Source organism: Streptomyces sp. NPDC086777, from assembly GCF_040702065.1.
Lineage (GTDB): Bacteria > Actinomycetota > Actinomycetes > Streptomycetales > Streptomycetaceae > Streptomyces.
Window position 1 is genome coordinate 190071 of the sequence record NZ_JBFBJI010000008.1, and the last position, 15748, is coordinate 205818.

Here is a 15748-nt window from a genome sequence, read left to right on the forward strand (position 1 = left end):
AGCTCCCTGACGATCACTGCGCGACAGCCTGCCGCCGGGCGGCGGGCCGCGTCAACCGAGCGCGGTGTCGTGGCCGGTCGCGTGCCGGGTGGGGACCACCTCCTGATCCTGCTCCGTCACCGGTGCGGTGCGTGCCCCGGCCGTGTCCCTCCGGTCGAGCCAGGACAGGACGGGGGCGGTCATCACCGTGGTCACCAGGGCCACGAGCACCAGTGCCGAGAACAGGGCGTCGCTGACGATTCCGGCCGCGAGGCCGACGTTCAGGGCGATGAGCTGCATGAGCCCGCGGGCGTTCATGAGCGCGCCGACACGGACCGCCACCGCCGGCGGTTCGCCCCTGAGCCGGGCCGCCGCCCAGCAGCCGCCGAACTTGCCGGCCACGGCGAGCACCACGGCCGCCGCGCCGAACGCCAGCACGGCGGGGTCCGCGAACACGTCGAAGCGGGTGTTGAGACCGGAGTAGGTGAAGAACATCGGGACGAAGACCACCTGGGTCACCGACTGGGTGGTCCGCACCAGACGTTCGGCGGCCTCGCCGCGGGGCATGGCCATGCCGACGCAGAAGGCACCGAACACCGCGTACAGGTCGATGACATCGGTGAACCACGCGGCGCCGAACAGCACCGCGACCGTGCCGAGGAGCCGGGTGTCGTCGCGCACTCCGGGCCGGTTCACGATCAGGGCCAGCAGCGGGCGCCCCAGGAAGTACAGGACCGCCCCGAACAGCAGCGCGCCCCCGACGGCGGTCAGCACCTGGCCCGGGTCGCCGGAGGCGGCGCTGAGGACCGCGGCCAGCAGGATCCAGGCGACGGCGTCGTCGGTGGCGCCCGAGGCGAGGGAGAGGGTGCCGAAGCGGGAGCCGGTCAGTCCGCGCTCGGTGATGATGCGGGCGAGCATCGGGAAGGCGGTGATGGCGAGGGCGACGCCGACGAAGCCCGCCGTGACCCAGACCGGGACGCCGTCGACGTAGATGTCCACGTGTCCGTGGGCCACGACCGCCAGGCCCGCGCCGAGGACCAGGGGAACCGTGATCCCGGCGCCGGAGACGGCTGCCGCCGTGCCGGCGAGCCCGCGGCCCGCGTGCGCCCGGAACTCGTATCCGGCGTGGAACATCAGGGCCACCAGGCCGATCTGCCCGGCGACGTACAGCACCGGTCTGAGCTCGGCGGGGAAGACCGCGTCGGACGCGCCCGGAGCGACCAGCCCGAACAGGGACGGTCCGAGCAGGACACCGGCGATCATCTCGCCGACCACGGGCGGCTGACCGAAGCGGCCGGCGACGGCGACGACCAGCCGGCAGGCCAGCAGGATCACGACGACGGCGGCGAAGAAGCGGGGAGCGAGCTCCACGGGTGTCATGACGTCGCCCCCTCACCGGCTGCCGACGACGGACGGGGACGAACCGCCGGGCGCGGCGGCGAAGTAGCTGCGGCACAGCCCCTGGCGGCGGGCGTCCCAGACCATGTAGGTGCCGAGGACCAGCTGGGTGAGGCTGCGCGGGACGTTCGCCCAGTGGTCGGCGACCCGCATCGCGGCGAGCCGCAGTCGCGGCCGGGGCGATCCGGTGTCCGCGCGTGGGACCAGGAGGCAGGGACCGCGGCTGGGCAGCGACCGGGTGTGCTCGGCGGACGACTCCAGGCGGAACCGGCGCAGCACCTCCTCGGCCGCGACCCGCATGGTCAGTACGGCGAAGCCGCGGGCCGGGCAGGGCCGGTTGGCGGCGACCCCGAACGGGATGGAGGCGGTCGGCCGGGTCTCCCTGGTCAGCCAGCGGCCGGGGTCGAAGCGCTCGGCCCCGGCCGTGCCCGAGCGCTGGTACTCGGGGTAGTTGAAGAGCAGGACCGAACCCGGCGGGATGGCGGGACGGCCGTCGCGCGGGATCTCGCCCGTGGTGATCCGGTGCGCCACGCCGAACAGCGGGAAGTGCTGGAGGGTCTCGTCGATGACGTGGTCGAGGTAGTCGGGCCCGGCGGACGCCAGGTGGTCCTGGACCTCCCGGTGGGTGGCGAGGGCGAGCAGCAGGTGGGCCATGGCCTCCGACATCTGCACCACGGCCGTGTTGAAGAAGGTGCCCTGGAGGTAGAACGCCCGCTCCCGCTCGGTGAGCAGCGCGGGCAGCGGCACCGGCGGCGGGTCGTGGGCGAGCCGTTCGCGCAGGTACGCGGTGAGCAGGGCGCGGCGGTCCAGGTGCCGCAGCCGGGTGCACTTCAGGGCGCTGACCACGTCGTCGGCGTTGCCGGTGATCAGGTCCCGGACCTCGCGCGGGCAGGGGCCGCGGAAGACGACCTCGTAGTAGACCGAGGCCCACACGGGCATCATGAGATCGCGCAGCCGGACCTTGAGCAGACGTTCTCCGCCGCCGAGTTCGTCCAGCACCTGCCGGGTGCAGCGGCCGACCAGCCCGGTCCACTCGGCGCGGGACGGCCCGGCGAGGATCTGCCGGGTGGTGCGGGCCACGTCGTCGTAGCGCGGGCCGGGTTCCAGGTGTTCCTGGTGGACCTCGGGACCGGGCGAGAGCCAGTACCAGAACAGGTCGGACAGGGCGGCGCCCCGGCTGCGGCCGTTGGCCGCAGGGTGGCCGTACACCTGCTTGAACTCCTCGGCGGGCACGTCGCGGCCGGGTGCGGCGATGCCTTCCTCGCCGTTGACGCGGGCGAAGATCCGTACCCGGAGGGCGACCACCGCGCGCGGCAGCCAGTACGGCAGACTCGCCGCGAGGGCGACGGCGGCCGCGACGACGGCCCAGTCGGCGGCCCAGTCGGCGGCGCTCATGAGGCCGCTCCGCCGAAGGCAGCTCCGCCGCCCGCTCCGCCGAAGGCAGCTCCGCCGAAGTGCCGTCCCGACCAGGCCGGGCGCACCAGATCCGGGGTGAGTTCGTCGAGGCCGACCACGCCGCACAGGGCGAGAGCGTCCTCGATCTCCTCGCGCAGCAGCTCCAGCAGCCGCCGTACGCCCTTCTCGCCGTCGGCGGCCAGGGCCCACATCACGGGGCGGCCGATGCCCACCGCCCGGGCACCGAGCGCCAGCGCCTTGACCACGTCGGTGCCGCGTCTGATCCCGCCGTCCAGGAGGACCGGGATCCGTCCGGCGACGGCCGCGACGATCTCGGGCAGGACCTCCAACGTGGCCGGGACGGTGTCGAGCTGGCGGCCGCCGTGGTTGGACACCAGCAGGCCGGCCACGCCGTGGCGGACGGCGAGCCGGGCGTCCTCGGGGTGCAGGACGCCCTTGAGGAGGATCGGCAGGCCGGTGGTCTCGCGGAGCCGGGTGATGTGGTCCCAGGAGAACTCCGGGGACATCTCGATCTGGCGGACGTGCCCGCGTTCGCCGTCGCGGAGGTCGACGAGGTTCTCGCAGCGCAGGCCGGCGGGCAGGTCGTGGAAGCCGTTGCGCCGGTTGCGTTCGCTCGCGCCGAGCACCGGGGAGTCGACGGTGACGACCAGGGCGGTGCAGCCGGCGTCGGCGGCCCGGCGGACCAGGGCCTCGGTGATGCCGGGGTCCGGCTGGAGGTAGAGCTGGAACCAGAGCGGCACGGTCGTGCCGGGCGCGGCGGCGGCGCGGGCCGCCTCGGCCACCTCGCCGACGGCGACGGTCGACGCCATGCTGGCGATCATGATCGCGCCGGCGGCGGCCGCGGCCCTGGCGGTGGCCAACTCGCCCTCCGGGTCGACAAGTCGGTGGAAGGCGGTGGGCGACAGCAGCACCGGCGTCCGGGCCCGCCCGCCGAAGAGCGTGACGTCCAGGTCCGGCACCGCGCGGCCGCGCAGCACGCGGGGCAGCAGCCGCAGCCGGGTGTACGCCTCCTCGTTGGCCCGTACGGTGATCTCGTCGCGGGCGCCGCCGGCGACGAAGTCGGCGTGGACGGGGTCGAGGCGGTCGCGGGCGGCGGTCTCGAAGTCCTTCGCGCTGAGCATCACGGCTGCCTCACCGCCGCGCCGGTCCGCGGTCCGGAGCCCGGTTCACGGCTGAAGAAGCCGGCGAGCGGGGCGCGGTGGACGCCCGGGTCGTCCCAGTGGTTCTCCAGGTTCTCGGCCAGATGGTGGGTGCCGAGCAGGCTGCCGCCGCGGAAGTGGCGGACCACGGGGTGGAGGTAGGACGCGTCGAAGGCGTCGTCGACCGAGTTCTGCGCGGTGCGGCGGACCGTGATGTCGAAGGGGTCGACCTTGTCGTGGTCGGGTCCGTACTCCAGCGTGACGGTGAAGTAGTCCCGGTTCCTGGTGAGTTCGCTCATGTGCGCGTAGTCGACGGGGACCTCTTCGTAGTAGCGGGCCGTGCCGTCGTCGGCGGTGACGATCAGGTCGCCGATCACGGCGAACTGCTGCCACAGCGCGGAACTGCGGTTGACGCGCGCCACCACGGCGTCCGCGAGGGCGGCCGGATCGGTGGTGAGCGGGCGGTGCGGCCAGGGCCGGTCGTGGTGACGTTCGTCGAGGATGCGGCTCAACGCCCGCACGGCGTAGCGGAATCCGTGGATGAAACCGCTGGTGGACTTCTTGAAGTCGCGCTGCTGCATCAGTGTTCCGGCGAAGTAGAGGCCGGGCACGTTGACAGACTCGTAGGCGGGGGTCAGAGCCGCGAAGCGGTCCTTGATGACGAGTTCGGGCCGGCACCGCTCGTCGAACGGCGAGGCGTCGAAGCGGAAGCCCGTGCAGACGATCACCCGGTCGTAGACCAGCTCCTTCACGACCTCGTCGGCGCGGGAGAAGCTGAACCGCACGCGGTAGCGGCCGCCGTCCTGTTCGATGGCCTCGACGTTGCCGTCGAGCAGGGCGTTCAGCGACTTGAGCTGGTAGGTGTCGAGGAAGTTGTTGTTGACCGCCCGCAGATGGCCGACGAAGTGCGTGTTCCAGGCCAGTTTGACGGAGTGCGGTCCCGCCACGTGGATCACGGCGGCCGTCTCGACAAGGTTGTCAGCGGTCTCCAGCGCGGAGTTGCCCTTGCCGAGGATCAGGACCCGCTGGTCGGTGAAGTCGTCGGGGTCGACGGAGACGTCCGGGTACTGCTCCGCCGTCTCGATGCCGGGTACGTCCGGGATGTACGGCCGGGACACCCCGGTGGCCATGACCAGCCGGCGGGCGCGGTGCTCGGTGCTGTGCTGGTCGGTGACGGTGAACCCGGTGTCGTCGCGGGTGATGCGGACCGCCCGGGTGCCGTAGGCGATGTCGAGCTTGAACGCCTCCGCGAAGTCGGCGAGATAGCGCACGAGGTCGTCGGCCGCCGGGAAGTAGCGCCCGGAGTAGTGCTTGAACGCCAGGCCCGGATCGTCGGACAGCAGCGAGTTCCAGTCCATCCGGAGGTTGAGCTCGGGATCCTGGGTGCCGTTGTGGACCTTGTTGATGGAGATCAGTTTCCGGTGCCGGGGGAAGGTGCGGAAGAACGTGCCCGGCGTGCTGCCGCTCTCCAGGATGCGGTGGCGGTGCCCCGCGGCCTGGAGGAGCTGACCGAGCTGGAGTCCGGCGGGACCGGCTCCGACGACGAGGTAGTCGAGCTGTTCCTGGTGCACTGTGCCTGCCTTCCGATGGGGGTGGGGGCCGGAGCAGACGTGCGGGTGAGCCAGCGCAGAAGCCAAGTCCTCCCGGCGGCGCAGCGCTAGTCGCACCCCGAACATCGACAGCAAATCGACAGGCTCCGCACGGTCTTCGCGCGGACGGGCGCCGGTCCGAACAGCGTTGCGGATACGGCAGGATGAGCGGTTGCACAACCGAATGGGAGGTAACCGGTGAACCGAGCGCTCACCGTCGATGACCTGGTTCTGGCCGGAATCGCCCTCGCGGCGGGCCTGTTGCTGGCCTTTCTGTCGCGCGGGATGCTGCGCTGGCTGGCCGGGCACGCGAAGCGGACCCGCTGGAGCGGTGACGACGTCATCGTGGACGCGCTGCGCACGGTGGTCCCGTGGGCCGCGCTCGCGGGCGGGGCGGCGGCCGCGGCGGCGGTGCTGCCGCTGACCAGGACGGTCCAGCACCACACGAACCAGTGCCTCCAGGTGCTGCTCATCTTCGCGGTGACGGTGTCGGCGGCGCGGGTGATCGCCGGGCTCGTGCAGTCGGTCACCCAGTCCCGCTCCGGGGTGGCCGGCTCGGCCACCATCTTCGTGAACATCACCCGGGTGCTGGTCCTGGCGATCGGCTTCCTGGTGATGCTCCAGACGCTGGGCATCTCCATAGCACCCCTGCTCACCGCCCTGGGCGTGGGCGGTCTGGCGGTCGCTCTCGCCCTCCAGGACACGCTCGCCAACCTCTTCGCGGGCATCCACATCCTCGCCTCCAAGACCGTCCAGCCGGGCGACTACATCCAGCTGAGCAGCGGCGAGGAGGGCTATGTCGTGGACATCAACTGGCGCCAGACGACGGTCCGCCAGCTCTCCAACAACCTGGTGGTCGTCCCCAACGGCCAGCTGGCCAAGACCAACATGACCAACTACACGCGCCCCGAGCAGCAGTTGACGATCCTGGTGCAGGTGGGTGTGGCCTACGACAGCGACCTGGACCACGTCGAGCGGGTCACGCACGAGGTGATCGCCGAGACCATGACCGAGATCACCGGCGCGGTGCCGGACCACGAACCCGCCATCCGCTTCCACACGTTCGGCGACTCGCGGATCGGCTTCACGGTGATCCTCGGCGTCGGCGAGTTCAGCGACCAGTTCCGCATCAAGCACGAGTTCATCAAGCGCCTGCACCGCCGCTACCGCGAGGAGGGCATCCGCATACCGGCACCGGCCCGCACGGTGGCGCTCCAGCAGGGGGCCGTGGTGATCCCGCACCAGCGCACCGGCGGGGAGGTGCCGGTCACCGACTAGCCCTCTGCCTGCGCCTCAGAGCGTGGCCGAGTTGTCGTGGTGGTGGCCGCCGCGCAGGCTGTGCGGAGTGGCCGGGGACGGGGTCACCGGGGTGACGGTCCAGTCGGGGTGGCCGGGCATGCGCGGGGTCGTGGTGCCGTAGAGCCAGTCACGGAGGAAGCCGGACAGGTCCTGGCCGGTGACCTCCGTGGCCACCGCGATGTAGTCCGCCGTCGACGCCGAGCGGTACCGGAAGCGGTCCAGGAAGGTGCGCTCGACCGCGTGGAAGGCGTCCTCGCCGACCAACTCGCGGAAGGCGTACAGGACCAGGACGCCGCCGAGGTAGCGCTGGTCGTCGAAGAGGTCGGCCTCGTTCGGGGCGGCCACCGGGCCCGAGTCGTGGCGCCACTGGTCGCCGCGGGCGTAGGTGTCCTTCATCCGGGCCTCCATGGTGGTGAGGCCCAGGGAGTCCGGCCAGCCGCGCTCGTAGCGGTAGAGCAGCCCGTAGAAGTCGGCGTGGCCCTCGTTCAGCCAGAGGTCGGTCCAGGTGGCGGGGCAGACCATGTTGCCGAAGTACGAGTGGACCAGCTCGTGCATCATGTGCGAGCCGATCTTCGCCTCCGGCTGGAGCAGGAAGTTCGGCTTGTAGAGGGTGAGGGTCTGGGTCTCCAGGCCCGTGAAGTCGAAGGCGTCCGGGTCGTCGGAGTTGCAGGGCAGCAGGCCGTACGTCTCGAACGGGAAGGCGATGCCGAGCCGGTCCTCCAGCCAGGCGACCTGGCCCGGGGTGAGGGCGAGCGCCGGTTCCAGGGCGGCGGCGCGGGCCGTGGGGACGACGTCCCGCAGCGGCAGGCCGTGCGGGCCCGGACGGTCCCTGACCACGTAGTCGCCGACGGTGATCTGCACGAGTTCGGTGGCGATCGGCGCGCGGGAGCGGTAGGAGTACGCGGTCCGGTCGCCCGGCAGCTCCTCGGTGCAGGTGAGCAGGCCGTTCGCGACGCCCCGCAGCCCGCTCGGGACGGTGAGGCGGAAGGTGAAGTCGGCCTTGTCCGAGGGGTGGTCGTTGCACGGGAAGACGGTGTGCGCCGAGTTCGGCTGCGGGCAGATCGCGAAGCCGTCCGGGGTCGGCACCCAGGCGGTGTGCGCGAGGGCGCGGCGTGGGTCCGCCGAGTAGGTCACGCACACGGTGACGTCGGCCGACTCGCGCAGCGGCCGGGCCGGGGTGATCCGCAGTTTCTCGTCGGCCTGCTCGAAGGCGGCGTCCCGGCCGGCCACGCGTACGGCGGATATGTCCAGGCCGAGCGCGTCCAGGGAGAAGCGGGACAGGTCCTGGGTGGTGCGGATGCGCAGGGTCGCGGTGGCGTCGACCAGGCGGGTCGTGGCGTCGTAGGCGAGGTCGAGGTCGTAGGCGCGGACCCGGTAGCCGTCGTTGCCGAGGGCCGGGTAGACCGGGTCGCCGAGCGTCTCGGAACCCGGAACGGGTGTGCTGCCCCCGGTCCTCGCGTCGCCGCTTGTCTCCCCCGCGGAGAAGGGACGCGCGAGGGCCGGGGCCCCCGTGGCCAGGACGGTCGCCGTGCCGAGCAGGGCGGCCGCCGGGGCCGTCACTCTGGTGCGATATCTCATGGTCCGCTTTCGCTCGGGCGGGCCGGGTGGTCGGTCCGGTCCACCGGGTCGGTGATGGCTCATTCGTCCTGACCACGCTTCTGACCGATCCGGTTGCCCGTCGCATGACAACCGGACAACCGGATCTTCCGAGTCGCGGACCCCTGTCGAGCACGGGTCGATCACGAGATATCTTGATGTCGAGCAATGTTGCAGACGTGGAGCGGAGCACCCGGTGACTGACTCGACCATCATCTACACCTACACAGACGAGGCCCCGGCCCTCGCGACGCACTCGTTCCTGCCGGTGATCCAGGCGTACGCCTCGCAGGCCGGTGTCGCCGTGGACACCCGCGACATCTCGCTGGCCGGGCGCATCATCGCCGTCTTCCCGGAGTACCTGAACGAGGACCAGCGCATCGCGGACGCGCTCGCCGAGCTGGGCGAGCTGGCCAAGACGCCCGAGGCCAACATCGTCAAGCTGCCGAACATCTCGGCGTCGATCCCGCAGCTCAAGGCCGCCGTCGCCGAGCTCCAGGGCAAGGGCTACGCGCTGCCGGACTACCCGGACGACCCGAAGACCGACGAGGAGCGCGACATCCGCGCCCGCTACGACAAGGTCAAGGGTTCCGCGGTGAACCCGGTCCTGCGCGAGGGCAACTCGGACCGCCGCGCCCCCGCCTCGGTGAAGAACTACGCCAAGACCCACCCGCACCGCATGGGCGCCTGGACCTCCGAGTCCAGGACCGACGTGGCCACCATGGGCGAGAACGACTTCCGCTCCACCGAGAAGTCCGCGGTGATCTCCGAGGCCGGCAAGCTGAGGATCGAGCTCGTCGCCGAGGACGGCACCACGACGGTCCTCAAGGAGTCCGTACCCGTCCAGGCGGGCGAGGTCGTCGACGCCTCCGTGCTGCACGTCGCCCAGCTCAACGACTTCCTGGCCGCGCAGATCGCCCGCGCCAAGCAGGAGGGCGTGCTGTTCTCCGTGCACCTGAAGGCCACGATGATGAAGGTCTCCGACCCGATCATCTTCGGCCACGTGGTGCGCGTCTTCTTCCCGAAGACGTTCGCGAAGTACGGCCAGACCCTCAAGGCGGCCGGCCTCAGCGCGAACGACGGTCTGGGCGGCATCCTCAAGGGCCTGGAGAACCTGCCCGAGGGCGCCGAGATCAAGGCCTCCTTCGACGCCGAGATCGCCGAGGGCCCGGCCCTCGCCATGGTCGACTCCGACAAGGGCATCACCAACCTGCACGTGCCTTCCGACGTCATCATCGACGCCTCGATGCCGGCCATGATCCGCACCTCCGGCCACATGTGGGGCCCGGACGGCCAGGAGGCCGACACCCTCGCGGTCATCCCGGACTCCTCCTACGCCGGTGTCTACCAGGCCGTGATCGAGGACTGCCGGGCCAACGGCGCCTTCGACCCGTCCACCATGGGCTCGGTCCCGAACGTGGGCCTGATGGCACAGAAGGCCGAGGAGTACGGCTCCCACGACAAGACCTTCGAGATCGCCACCGCGGGCACGGTCCGCCTGGTCGACGCGGCCGGCAACGTCGTGATCGAGCAGCCGGTCGCCGCCGGTGACATCTTCCGCGCCTGCCAGACCAAGGACGCGCCGATCAAGGACTGGGTGAAGCTGGCCGTCACCCGCGCGCGCGCGACCGGCGACCCGGCCGTCTTCTGGCTGGACGAGGGCCGCGCCCACGACGCGCAGCTGATCGCCAAGGTCCAGCAGTACCTGCCGGAGCACGACACCGAGGGCCTGGACATCCGGATCCTCTCCCCCGTCGAGGCCACCAAGCTGTCGGTGGAGCGCATCCGCCGCGGCGAGAACACCATCTCCGTCACCGGCAACGTGCTCCGTGACTACCTGACCGACCTCTTCCCGATCCTGGAGCTGGGCACCAGCGCCAAGATGCTGTCGGTCGTCCCGCTGATGGCGGGCGGCGGCCTGTTCGAGACGGGCGCCGGCGGTTCCGCGCCCAAGCACGTCCAGCAGCTGGTCAAGGAGAACTACCTGCGCTGGGACTCCCTCGGCGAGTTCTTCGCCCTGGTGCCGTCCTTCGAGCAGTACGCCGACTTCACCGGCAACGCCCGCGCCAAGGTGCTCGCCGACACCCTCGACCGGGCCACGGCGACCTTCCTCGACGAGGACAAGTCCCCGACCCGCCGCGTCGGCGGCATCGACAACCGCGGCAGCCACTTCTACCTGTCCCTGTACTGGGCGCAGGAGCTGGCGAAGCAGACCGACGACACCGAGCTCGCGAAGGCGTTCGCGTCGCTCGCCGAAACGCTCACCGCGAACGAGCAGCAGATCGTCGACGAACTGCTCGCCGTCCAGGGCTCCCCGGCCGACATCGGCGGCTACTACCAGCCCGAGAAGGCCAAGGCGGACGCGGTCATGCGCCCGTCGGCCACCTGGAACGCGGCCCTCGCGGCCCTCTAGGCCCGCCAGGCCCTCCGGGCCGCCCCGTCACCGGCTCCGCCCCGGCAGGCACCCCGCCCGCCGGGGCGGAGCCGCGTCCGGCTCCGCTCCCCCGCCCGCCGTCACCCGCCGAGCGCCCGTGGGGACGGTGCCGGCCCGCCGGTGTGACACCGTGGTCCTGTCCTGTACGCCGTCACGGACAACGCACCCGGAGCCGCCCGTGTCCCAGCCCTCGTACGCCCTCCTGCCCGGCGCCGACGAGTCGCCCGTGATCCTTCACGTGCCGCACTCCGCGCGGGCGGTCCCGGCCGGTGTCCGGGCGGGCATCGTGCTCGACGACGCCGCCCTGGAGCAGGAGCTGGACCACATCACGGACGCGCACACGGCCGAGATCGCGGCGGCCGCGGCCACGCTGGCCGCGGTGCCGCCCTGGCGGTTCGTCAACCGGCTGTCGCGGCTGGTGGTGGATCCGGAACGGTTCCCGGACGAGCGGGAGGAGATGCTCGCCGCCGGGATGGGCGCGGTGTACACGCGGACCACGCACCGGGACGTCCTCCGGGACGAGCCGTACGACCCCGGGCCGCTCGTCGAGCGGTACTTCCGGCCGTACGCGCGGGCGATGACGGAGGCGGTCGCCGGGCGGCTGGCCGCGACCGGGCGGGCCGTGGTCATCGACGTGCACTCCTATCCGACCCGGGCGCTGCCCTACGAACTGCACGGCGCCGGACCCCGGCCGCCGGTGTGCCTGGGCACGGACGCCTTCCACACGCCCGCCGAACTGGCGGAGGCGGCCCGCGAGGCCTTCGCGGCATGCGGGGAGACGGGGCTGGACAGCCCGTTCGCCGGGACCTACGTACCGCTGGAGTTCTACGGGACGGACGCGCGGGTGGCCGCGCTGATGGTCGAGATCCGGCGCGACCTCTACATGACCGAGCCCGGTGGTGCGGCGGGCCCGGGAGTGGACCGGCTCGCCGTCGCCCTCGCCGCCCTCGTGGACGCCGCCGGACGCTGACCCTCCGGCTGGAGCACTCCGGCAGGACACGGGGGTGAGGGCCGTACGACCGTGGAGGCATGACCACGGAGACCAACGCGCCCGCCACGACCACGGAGCCGGGCGGGCCCGCGCCGGCGGGGCCGCTCCCTCCTCCGGGGTGCGGGGCGGCGCCGCCGGTGCGGGACTGGCCCGCGCTCGAACTGGCGGGGACGGACTTCGACCCCGTCCTCGCGGCCCTGATGAGAGAGGGACCGGTGACCCGGATCCGGCTGCCGCACGGCGAGGGCTGGGCGTGGCTCGCGACCCGCCACGAGGACGTCAGGACCGTCACCAACGACCCGCGGTTCAGCCGCTCCGAGGTCACCCGGCGCCAGGTGACCCGCCTGGCCCCGCACTTCGGGCCCCGTCCGGGCTCGCTGGCCTGGGCCGACCAGCCCGACCACAACCGGCTGCGCAAGCCGCTCGCCGGTGCCTTCACGGTCGGTGCGATGAAGCGGCTGCGGCCCCGCGCGCAGGAGATCCTCGACGGCCTGGTCGACGGGGTCCTGCGGGACGAGCCGCCCGCCGATCTCATCGAGCGGGTGCTGGAGCCGTTCCCGATCACCGTGGTCAGCGAGGTGATGGGGGTGCCGGAGGCGGACCGGGAACGGGTGCACGCCTGGACCCGGCAGATCATCTCCACCTCGGGCGGTGCCGGGGCCGCCGAAACGGCCAAGCAGGGGCTGTACGGATGGATCACCGAAACGGTGCGCGCGCGGGCCGGCGGCACCGGCGAGGACGTGTACACGCTGCTCGGGGCCGCCGTGGCCCGCGGCGAAGTCGGCGAGGAGGAGGCCGTGGGACTGGCCGGGCCGCTGCAGATCGGCGGCGAGGCGGTCACCCACAACTGCGGGCAGATGCTGTTCCTGATGCTGACCCGGCCGGAACTGATGGCGCGGATGCGCGAGCGCCCGGCGGAGCGCGGCCCGGTCCTGGACGAGCTGCTGCGGTGGATCCCGCACCGCAGCACGGTCGGGCTCGCCCGGATCGCCCTGGAGGACGTCGAGCTGAGCGACGGCACCCGGATCCAGGCCGGCGACCCGGTCTACGTCTCCTACCTCGCCGGCAACCGGGACCCGGCCGTCTTCCCCGACCCGGACCGCATCGTGCCGGACCGCGATCCCAACCCGCACCTGGCCTTCGGCCACGGCACGCACTACTGCACGGGCGCGGTCCTGGCCCGGCTGCAGACCGAACTGCTGGTCGACACCCTCCTCGACCGGCTGCCGAAGCTGCGGCTCGCGGTGCCGGCCGAGGCGGTGGAGTGGCGGCGCAAGACCATGATCCGCGGGCCGCGGACGCTGCCCGTCACCTGGTGACGCCTCACGCCCGCAGCCACTCCGTCACGATCACGTCCCCACCCGTCCGCAGCCGGAGCGCGAACGGGCCGGTGGGCGGGGTGTCCGCGGCGAAGCGGCCCAGGGCGTCGGCCGTGAGCGGATGCGCCGCGGCCGGGCCGCCGAGCACCTCGATGCGCGCCGGCTGCGGGGGCAGCAGCTGACCGAGCAGTCCTTCCTCGGTGACCTCGACGTCCACGGTCAGCTCGCCCGCCTGGAAGGTCAGCATGCGGGGCGGGTCCTCGGCACCCCTGACCGGGATCGCGTCGACCAGTGAGTCGAAGGTCAGCTCGGCCACCCGGGCGTCCAGGTCGTGCAGCAGGTAGGCGTCCATGGCCAGTTGGAGCAGGTCGGCCGGGAGCGGGTCGAGGACGGCGGCCGCCCCGCGCAGCTCCTCCTCCAGGAGGTCCGCGTCGAAACCTGCGTCGCCCGAAACCCCGTCGAGGGCCTCGTCCACCGGGAATCCGTCGTCGCTCACACCGCACCCCTCGCGTCGAGCCGGGCCCGCAGCCGGCGCAGACAGCGCTGGCGCAGGGGGCCGATGCTGCCCACGGCGATGCCCAGCGCGACGGACACCTCGACGTAGCTGGGCGGCGGCGAGGCGATCAGGACCCGCAGCAACTGCCTGCACCGGTCGCCGAGTTCCTCGAACTCCTGCCACAGCAGACGGATCCGCTCGGCCTCGTCCGCGGCGTCCTCCGCGTCGATCAGGGACTGTTCGGGCGTACGGTCCTCGCTGACCCGGTCCAGGACCTGCGGATCGTCGGTCGGCAGCAGCCGGGTCAGGCCGCGGATCACCTTCAGGCACTCGTTGCGCGCCGTGCTGGCCAGCCAGGAGCCCGCCTTGTCGGGCTCCCGGATGCGGCCCAGGTGCTGGGCGAACCGGAACCACACGGTCTGGTACACCTCGTGCCCGTCGGCGTCGGAGAGCCGGTGCGCGCGCACCACGGACCACACCAGTGGGCTCAGCCCCTCCACGAGCGCCTTCCAGGCCGCCGCGTCGCCGTCGACGGCGGCCCGGACCAGCGCGCCGACCTCTGCTCGGTCCACGGTCCCACCCCTCGTGTACGGCAAGTCATGGTACGCCGTGGAGGGGGGTGTTCCGGAACTCAGGCCGTGGTGGGCAGCGTCACCACCGGCGCCGGCTGCCAGCCGGCCGGGCGGAGCGCCGGTACGTGGACCCCGCGCACGTCCGCGTACTCCGTGATGCTCTCCAGGAGCTGGGCCCGCGCCGCGCGCGGGTCGGACTCCTTGAGCGTGGTCATCCGGTCGGCGACGAGGCCGGCCACGATGGGGGTGGCGAACGATGTTCCGCTCCACTGTGCGAACCCTTCGAACATCACTTGGTCCGGTTTGCCGGGGCCGGTCGTCCCGGTGTCGGTCAACACGCCGGTGTGGCGCGGGTACTGGCAGGTGCAGGCGTAGGTGAAGCCGAACCGGCAGGCGTCGTAGGTGGTGTGCTGGTACACGTACGGCACGGGCGCGTCGAAGCCGGCCATGGCACCGATGAGCTGCTCGCCGGGGGCGTAGACCTTGACCCAGCCGCCGTGGTTGGTGAAGCAGGCGCCGTACTCGCCGTCGCTGCGCAGTGCGCCGACCGACAGGACCGTGTCCTCGTAGCCGGGCAGGTCGGCGCAGGCGGCGGGCCAGAAGCGGCTGGCGTTGCCGTTGTTGCCGGCGGCGGCGACGAGCAGGGTGCGCTGCTCGCGCAGGGCGTCCATGAAGGCCTCGACGGCGAGCAGTCCGTCGGCGCTGCCGTTCGGGGTACCGGCGGAGAGGCTGATGATGTCGGGCCAGCCGTGCTGGTCGATCGCCTCGAAGAGCCGGGCGCCGAACTCGGACTCCAGGATGGCGCCCGCGTCGTTGAGGGTGTTGGTGACGGTGATGTCGGTGTTCGGGGCGAGGGCGGCGACGAGTCCGGCGATGAACGTGCCGTGGCCGACGTACTGCTGGAGGACGCCGTCGGCGTCGGTCTCGTTGAGCTGCGGGTCGCCCTGGACGCGGGCGAGGAGCGGGTAGCTGCGGTAGTCGTGCACCAGGCCGGTGTCCATCACCAGCACGCTGACGGCGGTGTCCGGGTCGTAACCGCCCTCCGACGGAGCCGGGTTGGGGGCCTGGGTGAGCAGGGCGGGGAGCGGCTCGCAGGGATTGCAGGAGTTGGCGTTGGGGGTGGTGGACACCACGTGGTTACGGCTGACCAGGCGACGGCCGGCGCGGCCTTCGGTCTCCCGCAGGGCGCGCAGCGCGTGGCCGACGGCGGGGTCGGCGGTGCGGTCGCGGTGGCTCGGGTCGTCGACCCGGATGCGGGTGACCCCGGTGCGGTTGGTCTCCGGTCCGGTCCGGCCCACGTGGTCGGCGACGAGGCCGGCGGTGGCGGTGAAGTGGGCCCGCACGGTGTCCTCGACGATCCGGGCCTCCTCGCCGTCGCGGGCGAGGACCACCCCCTTCTCGTACAGGAACTCGGCCGCGTCGTCGGGCCCCATCGCCAGTGGGACGTCCGGCATGGAGCGCTGGATCTGCTCGAACTGCTCATGGAATCGCTGTGGTGCCATGGCCTGTCTCCTCCCCCA

At 72.2% G+C, this 15748-nt stretch carries 12 protein-coding genes; 4 read left to right on the forward strand and 8 right to left on the reverse strand.

Going from position 1 to position 15748, the window contains the following annotated elements; genetic code table 11:
- Window positions 1-51 precede the first annotated feature (51 nt).
- The 4 genes from AB0472_RS14300 to AB0472_RS14315 are packed head-to-tail and all read right to left on the reverse strand — an operon-like array spanning window position 52 to window position 5503.
- Window positions 52-1359: a cation:proton antiporter gene (locus AB0472_RS14300; RefSeq protein ID WP_366356418.1), complete on the reverse strand. Its 1308-nt coding sequence runs from the start codon at window positions 1357-1359 to the stop codon at window positions 52-54.
- Between the two features lie 12 nt (window positions 1360-1371).
- The gene (locus AB0472_RS14305) at window positions 1372-2772 is read right to left on the reverse strand and encodes a cytochrome P450 (RefSeq protein WP_366356420.1); all 1401 of its coding nucleotides are present in this window, start codon (window positions 2770-2772) and stop codon (window positions 1372-1374) included.
- Complete coding sequence (locus AB0472_RS14310; protein ID WP_366356422.1) at window positions 2769-3914, reverse strand: alpha-hydroxy acid oxidase; 1146 nt, start codon at window positions 3912-3914, stop codon at window positions 2769-2771. Before AB0472_RS14310 ends, AB0472_RS14305 begins: the two co-directional genes overlap by 4 nt.
- Window positions 3914-5503, reverse strand: coding sequence for an NAD(P)-binding domain-containing protein (locus AB0472_RS14315; protein ID WP_366356424.1), 1590 nt, complete (start codon window positions 5501-5503; stop codon window positions 3914-3916). The genes AB0472_RS14310 and AB0472_RS14315 overlap by 1 nt, the downstream gene beginning before the upstream one ends.
- Window positions 5504-5719: 216 nt before the next feature.
- Here AB0472_RS14315 and AB0472_RS14320 point away from each other — a divergent pair, with 216 nt between their 5' ends.
- The gene (locus tag AB0472_RS14320) at window positions 5720-6799 is read left to right on the forward strand and encodes a mechanosensitive ion channel family protein (RefSeq protein ID WP_366356425.1); all 1080 of its coding nucleotides are present in this window, start codon (window positions 5720-5722) and stop codon (window positions 6797-6799) included.
- Window positions 6800-6814: 15 nt separating this feature from the next.
- Here the strand turns inward: AB0472_RS14320 and AB0472_RS14325 are convergent, their stop codons facing one another.
- Window positions 6815-8398, reverse strand: a complete 1584-nt coding sequence (locus AB0472_RS14325) for a M1 family metallopeptidase (RefSeq protein WP_366356426.1) — start codon at window positions 8396-8398, stop codon at window positions 6815-6817.
- Between the two features lie 214 nt (window positions 8399-8612).
- On the opposite strand from AB0472_RS14325, the gene AB0472_RS14330 reads away from it, so the two are divergent.
- The 3 genes from AB0472_RS14330 to AB0472_RS14340 all read left to right on the forward strand — a co-directional run bounded on the left by AB0472_RS14330 (window position 8613) and on the right by AB0472_RS14340 (window position 13160).
- Window positions 8613-10829: an NADP-dependent isocitrate dehydrogenase gene (locus AB0472_RS14330; protein WP_366356428.1), complete on the forward strand. Its 2217-nt coding sequence runs from the start codon at window positions 8613-8615 to the stop codon at window positions 10827-10829.
- Between the two features lie 199 nt (window positions 10830-11028).
- Window positions 11029-11820 carry an N-formylglutamate amidohydrolase gene (locus tag AB0472_RS14335; protein WP_366356430.1) on the forward strand — a complete coding sequence of 264 codons (792 nt, stop codon included), beginning with the start codon at window positions 11029-11031 and terminating at the stop codon, window positions 11818-11820.
- 59 nt (window positions 11821-11879) lie between these two features.
- Window positions 11880-13160: a cytochrome P450 gene (locus AB0472_RS14340; protein WP_366356431.1), complete on the forward strand. Its 1281-nt coding sequence runs from the start codon at window positions 11880-11882 to the stop codon at window positions 13158-13160.
- A 4-nt stretch (window positions 13161-13164) separates the two neighbouring features.
- Here the strand turns inward: AB0472_RS14340 and AB0472_RS14345 are convergent, their stop codons facing one another.
- From AB0472_RS14345 to AB0472_RS14355, 3 genes are read right to left on the reverse strand one after another with little or no spacing between them, the layout of a single operon-like run.
- Window positions 13165-13635: a hypothetical protein gene (locus tag AB0472_RS14345; RefSeq protein WP_366356553.1), complete on the reverse strand. Its 471-nt coding sequence runs from the start codon at window positions 13633-13635 to the stop codon at window positions 13165-13167.
- Between the two features lie 17 nt (window positions 13636-13652).
- Window positions 13653-14291: a sigma-70 family RNA polymerase sigma factor gene (locus AB0472_RS14350; protein WP_366356555.1), complete on the reverse strand. Its 639-nt coding sequence runs from the start codon at window positions 14289-14291 to the stop codon at window positions 13653-13655.
- Window positions 14288-15730: a S8/S53 family peptidase gene (locus tag AB0472_RS14355; RefSeq protein ID WP_366356433.1), complete on the reverse strand. Its 1443-nt coding sequence runs from the start codon at window positions 15728-15730 to the stop codon at window positions 14288-14290. Before AB0472_RS14355 ends, AB0472_RS14350 begins: the two co-directional genes overlap by 4 nt.
- Window positions 15731-15748: the final 18 nt, after the last annotated feature.

Excerpts from the sequence above, each read along its gene's own strand:
- AB0472_RS14310 (WP_366356422.1), bottom strand. The coding sequence starts at position 3,914 with ATGCTCAGCGCGAAGGACTTCGAGACCGCCGCCCGCGACCGCCTCGAC.
- AB0472_RS14305 (WP_366356420.1), bottom strand. The coding sequence starts at position 2,772 with ATGAGCGCCGCCGACTGGGCCGCCGACTGGGCCGTCGTCGCGGCCGCC.
- AB0472_RS14340 (WP_366356431.1), top strand. The coding sequence starts at position 11,880 with ATGACCACGGAGACCAACGCGCCCGCCACGACCACGGAGCCGGGCGGG.
- AB0472_RS14300 (WP_366356418.1), bottom strand. The coding sequence starts at position 1,359 with ATGACACCCGTGGAGCTCGCTCCCCGCTTCTTCGCCGCCGTCGTCGTG.
- AB0472_RS14355 (WP_366356433.1), bottom strand. The coding sequence starts at position 15,730 with ATGGCACCACAGCGATTCCATGAGCAGTTCGAGCAGATCCAGCGCTCC.
- AB0472_RS14325 (WP_366356426.1), bottom strand. The coding sequence starts at position 8,398 with ATGAGATATCGCACCAGAGTGACGGCCCCGGCGGCCGCCCTGCTCGGC.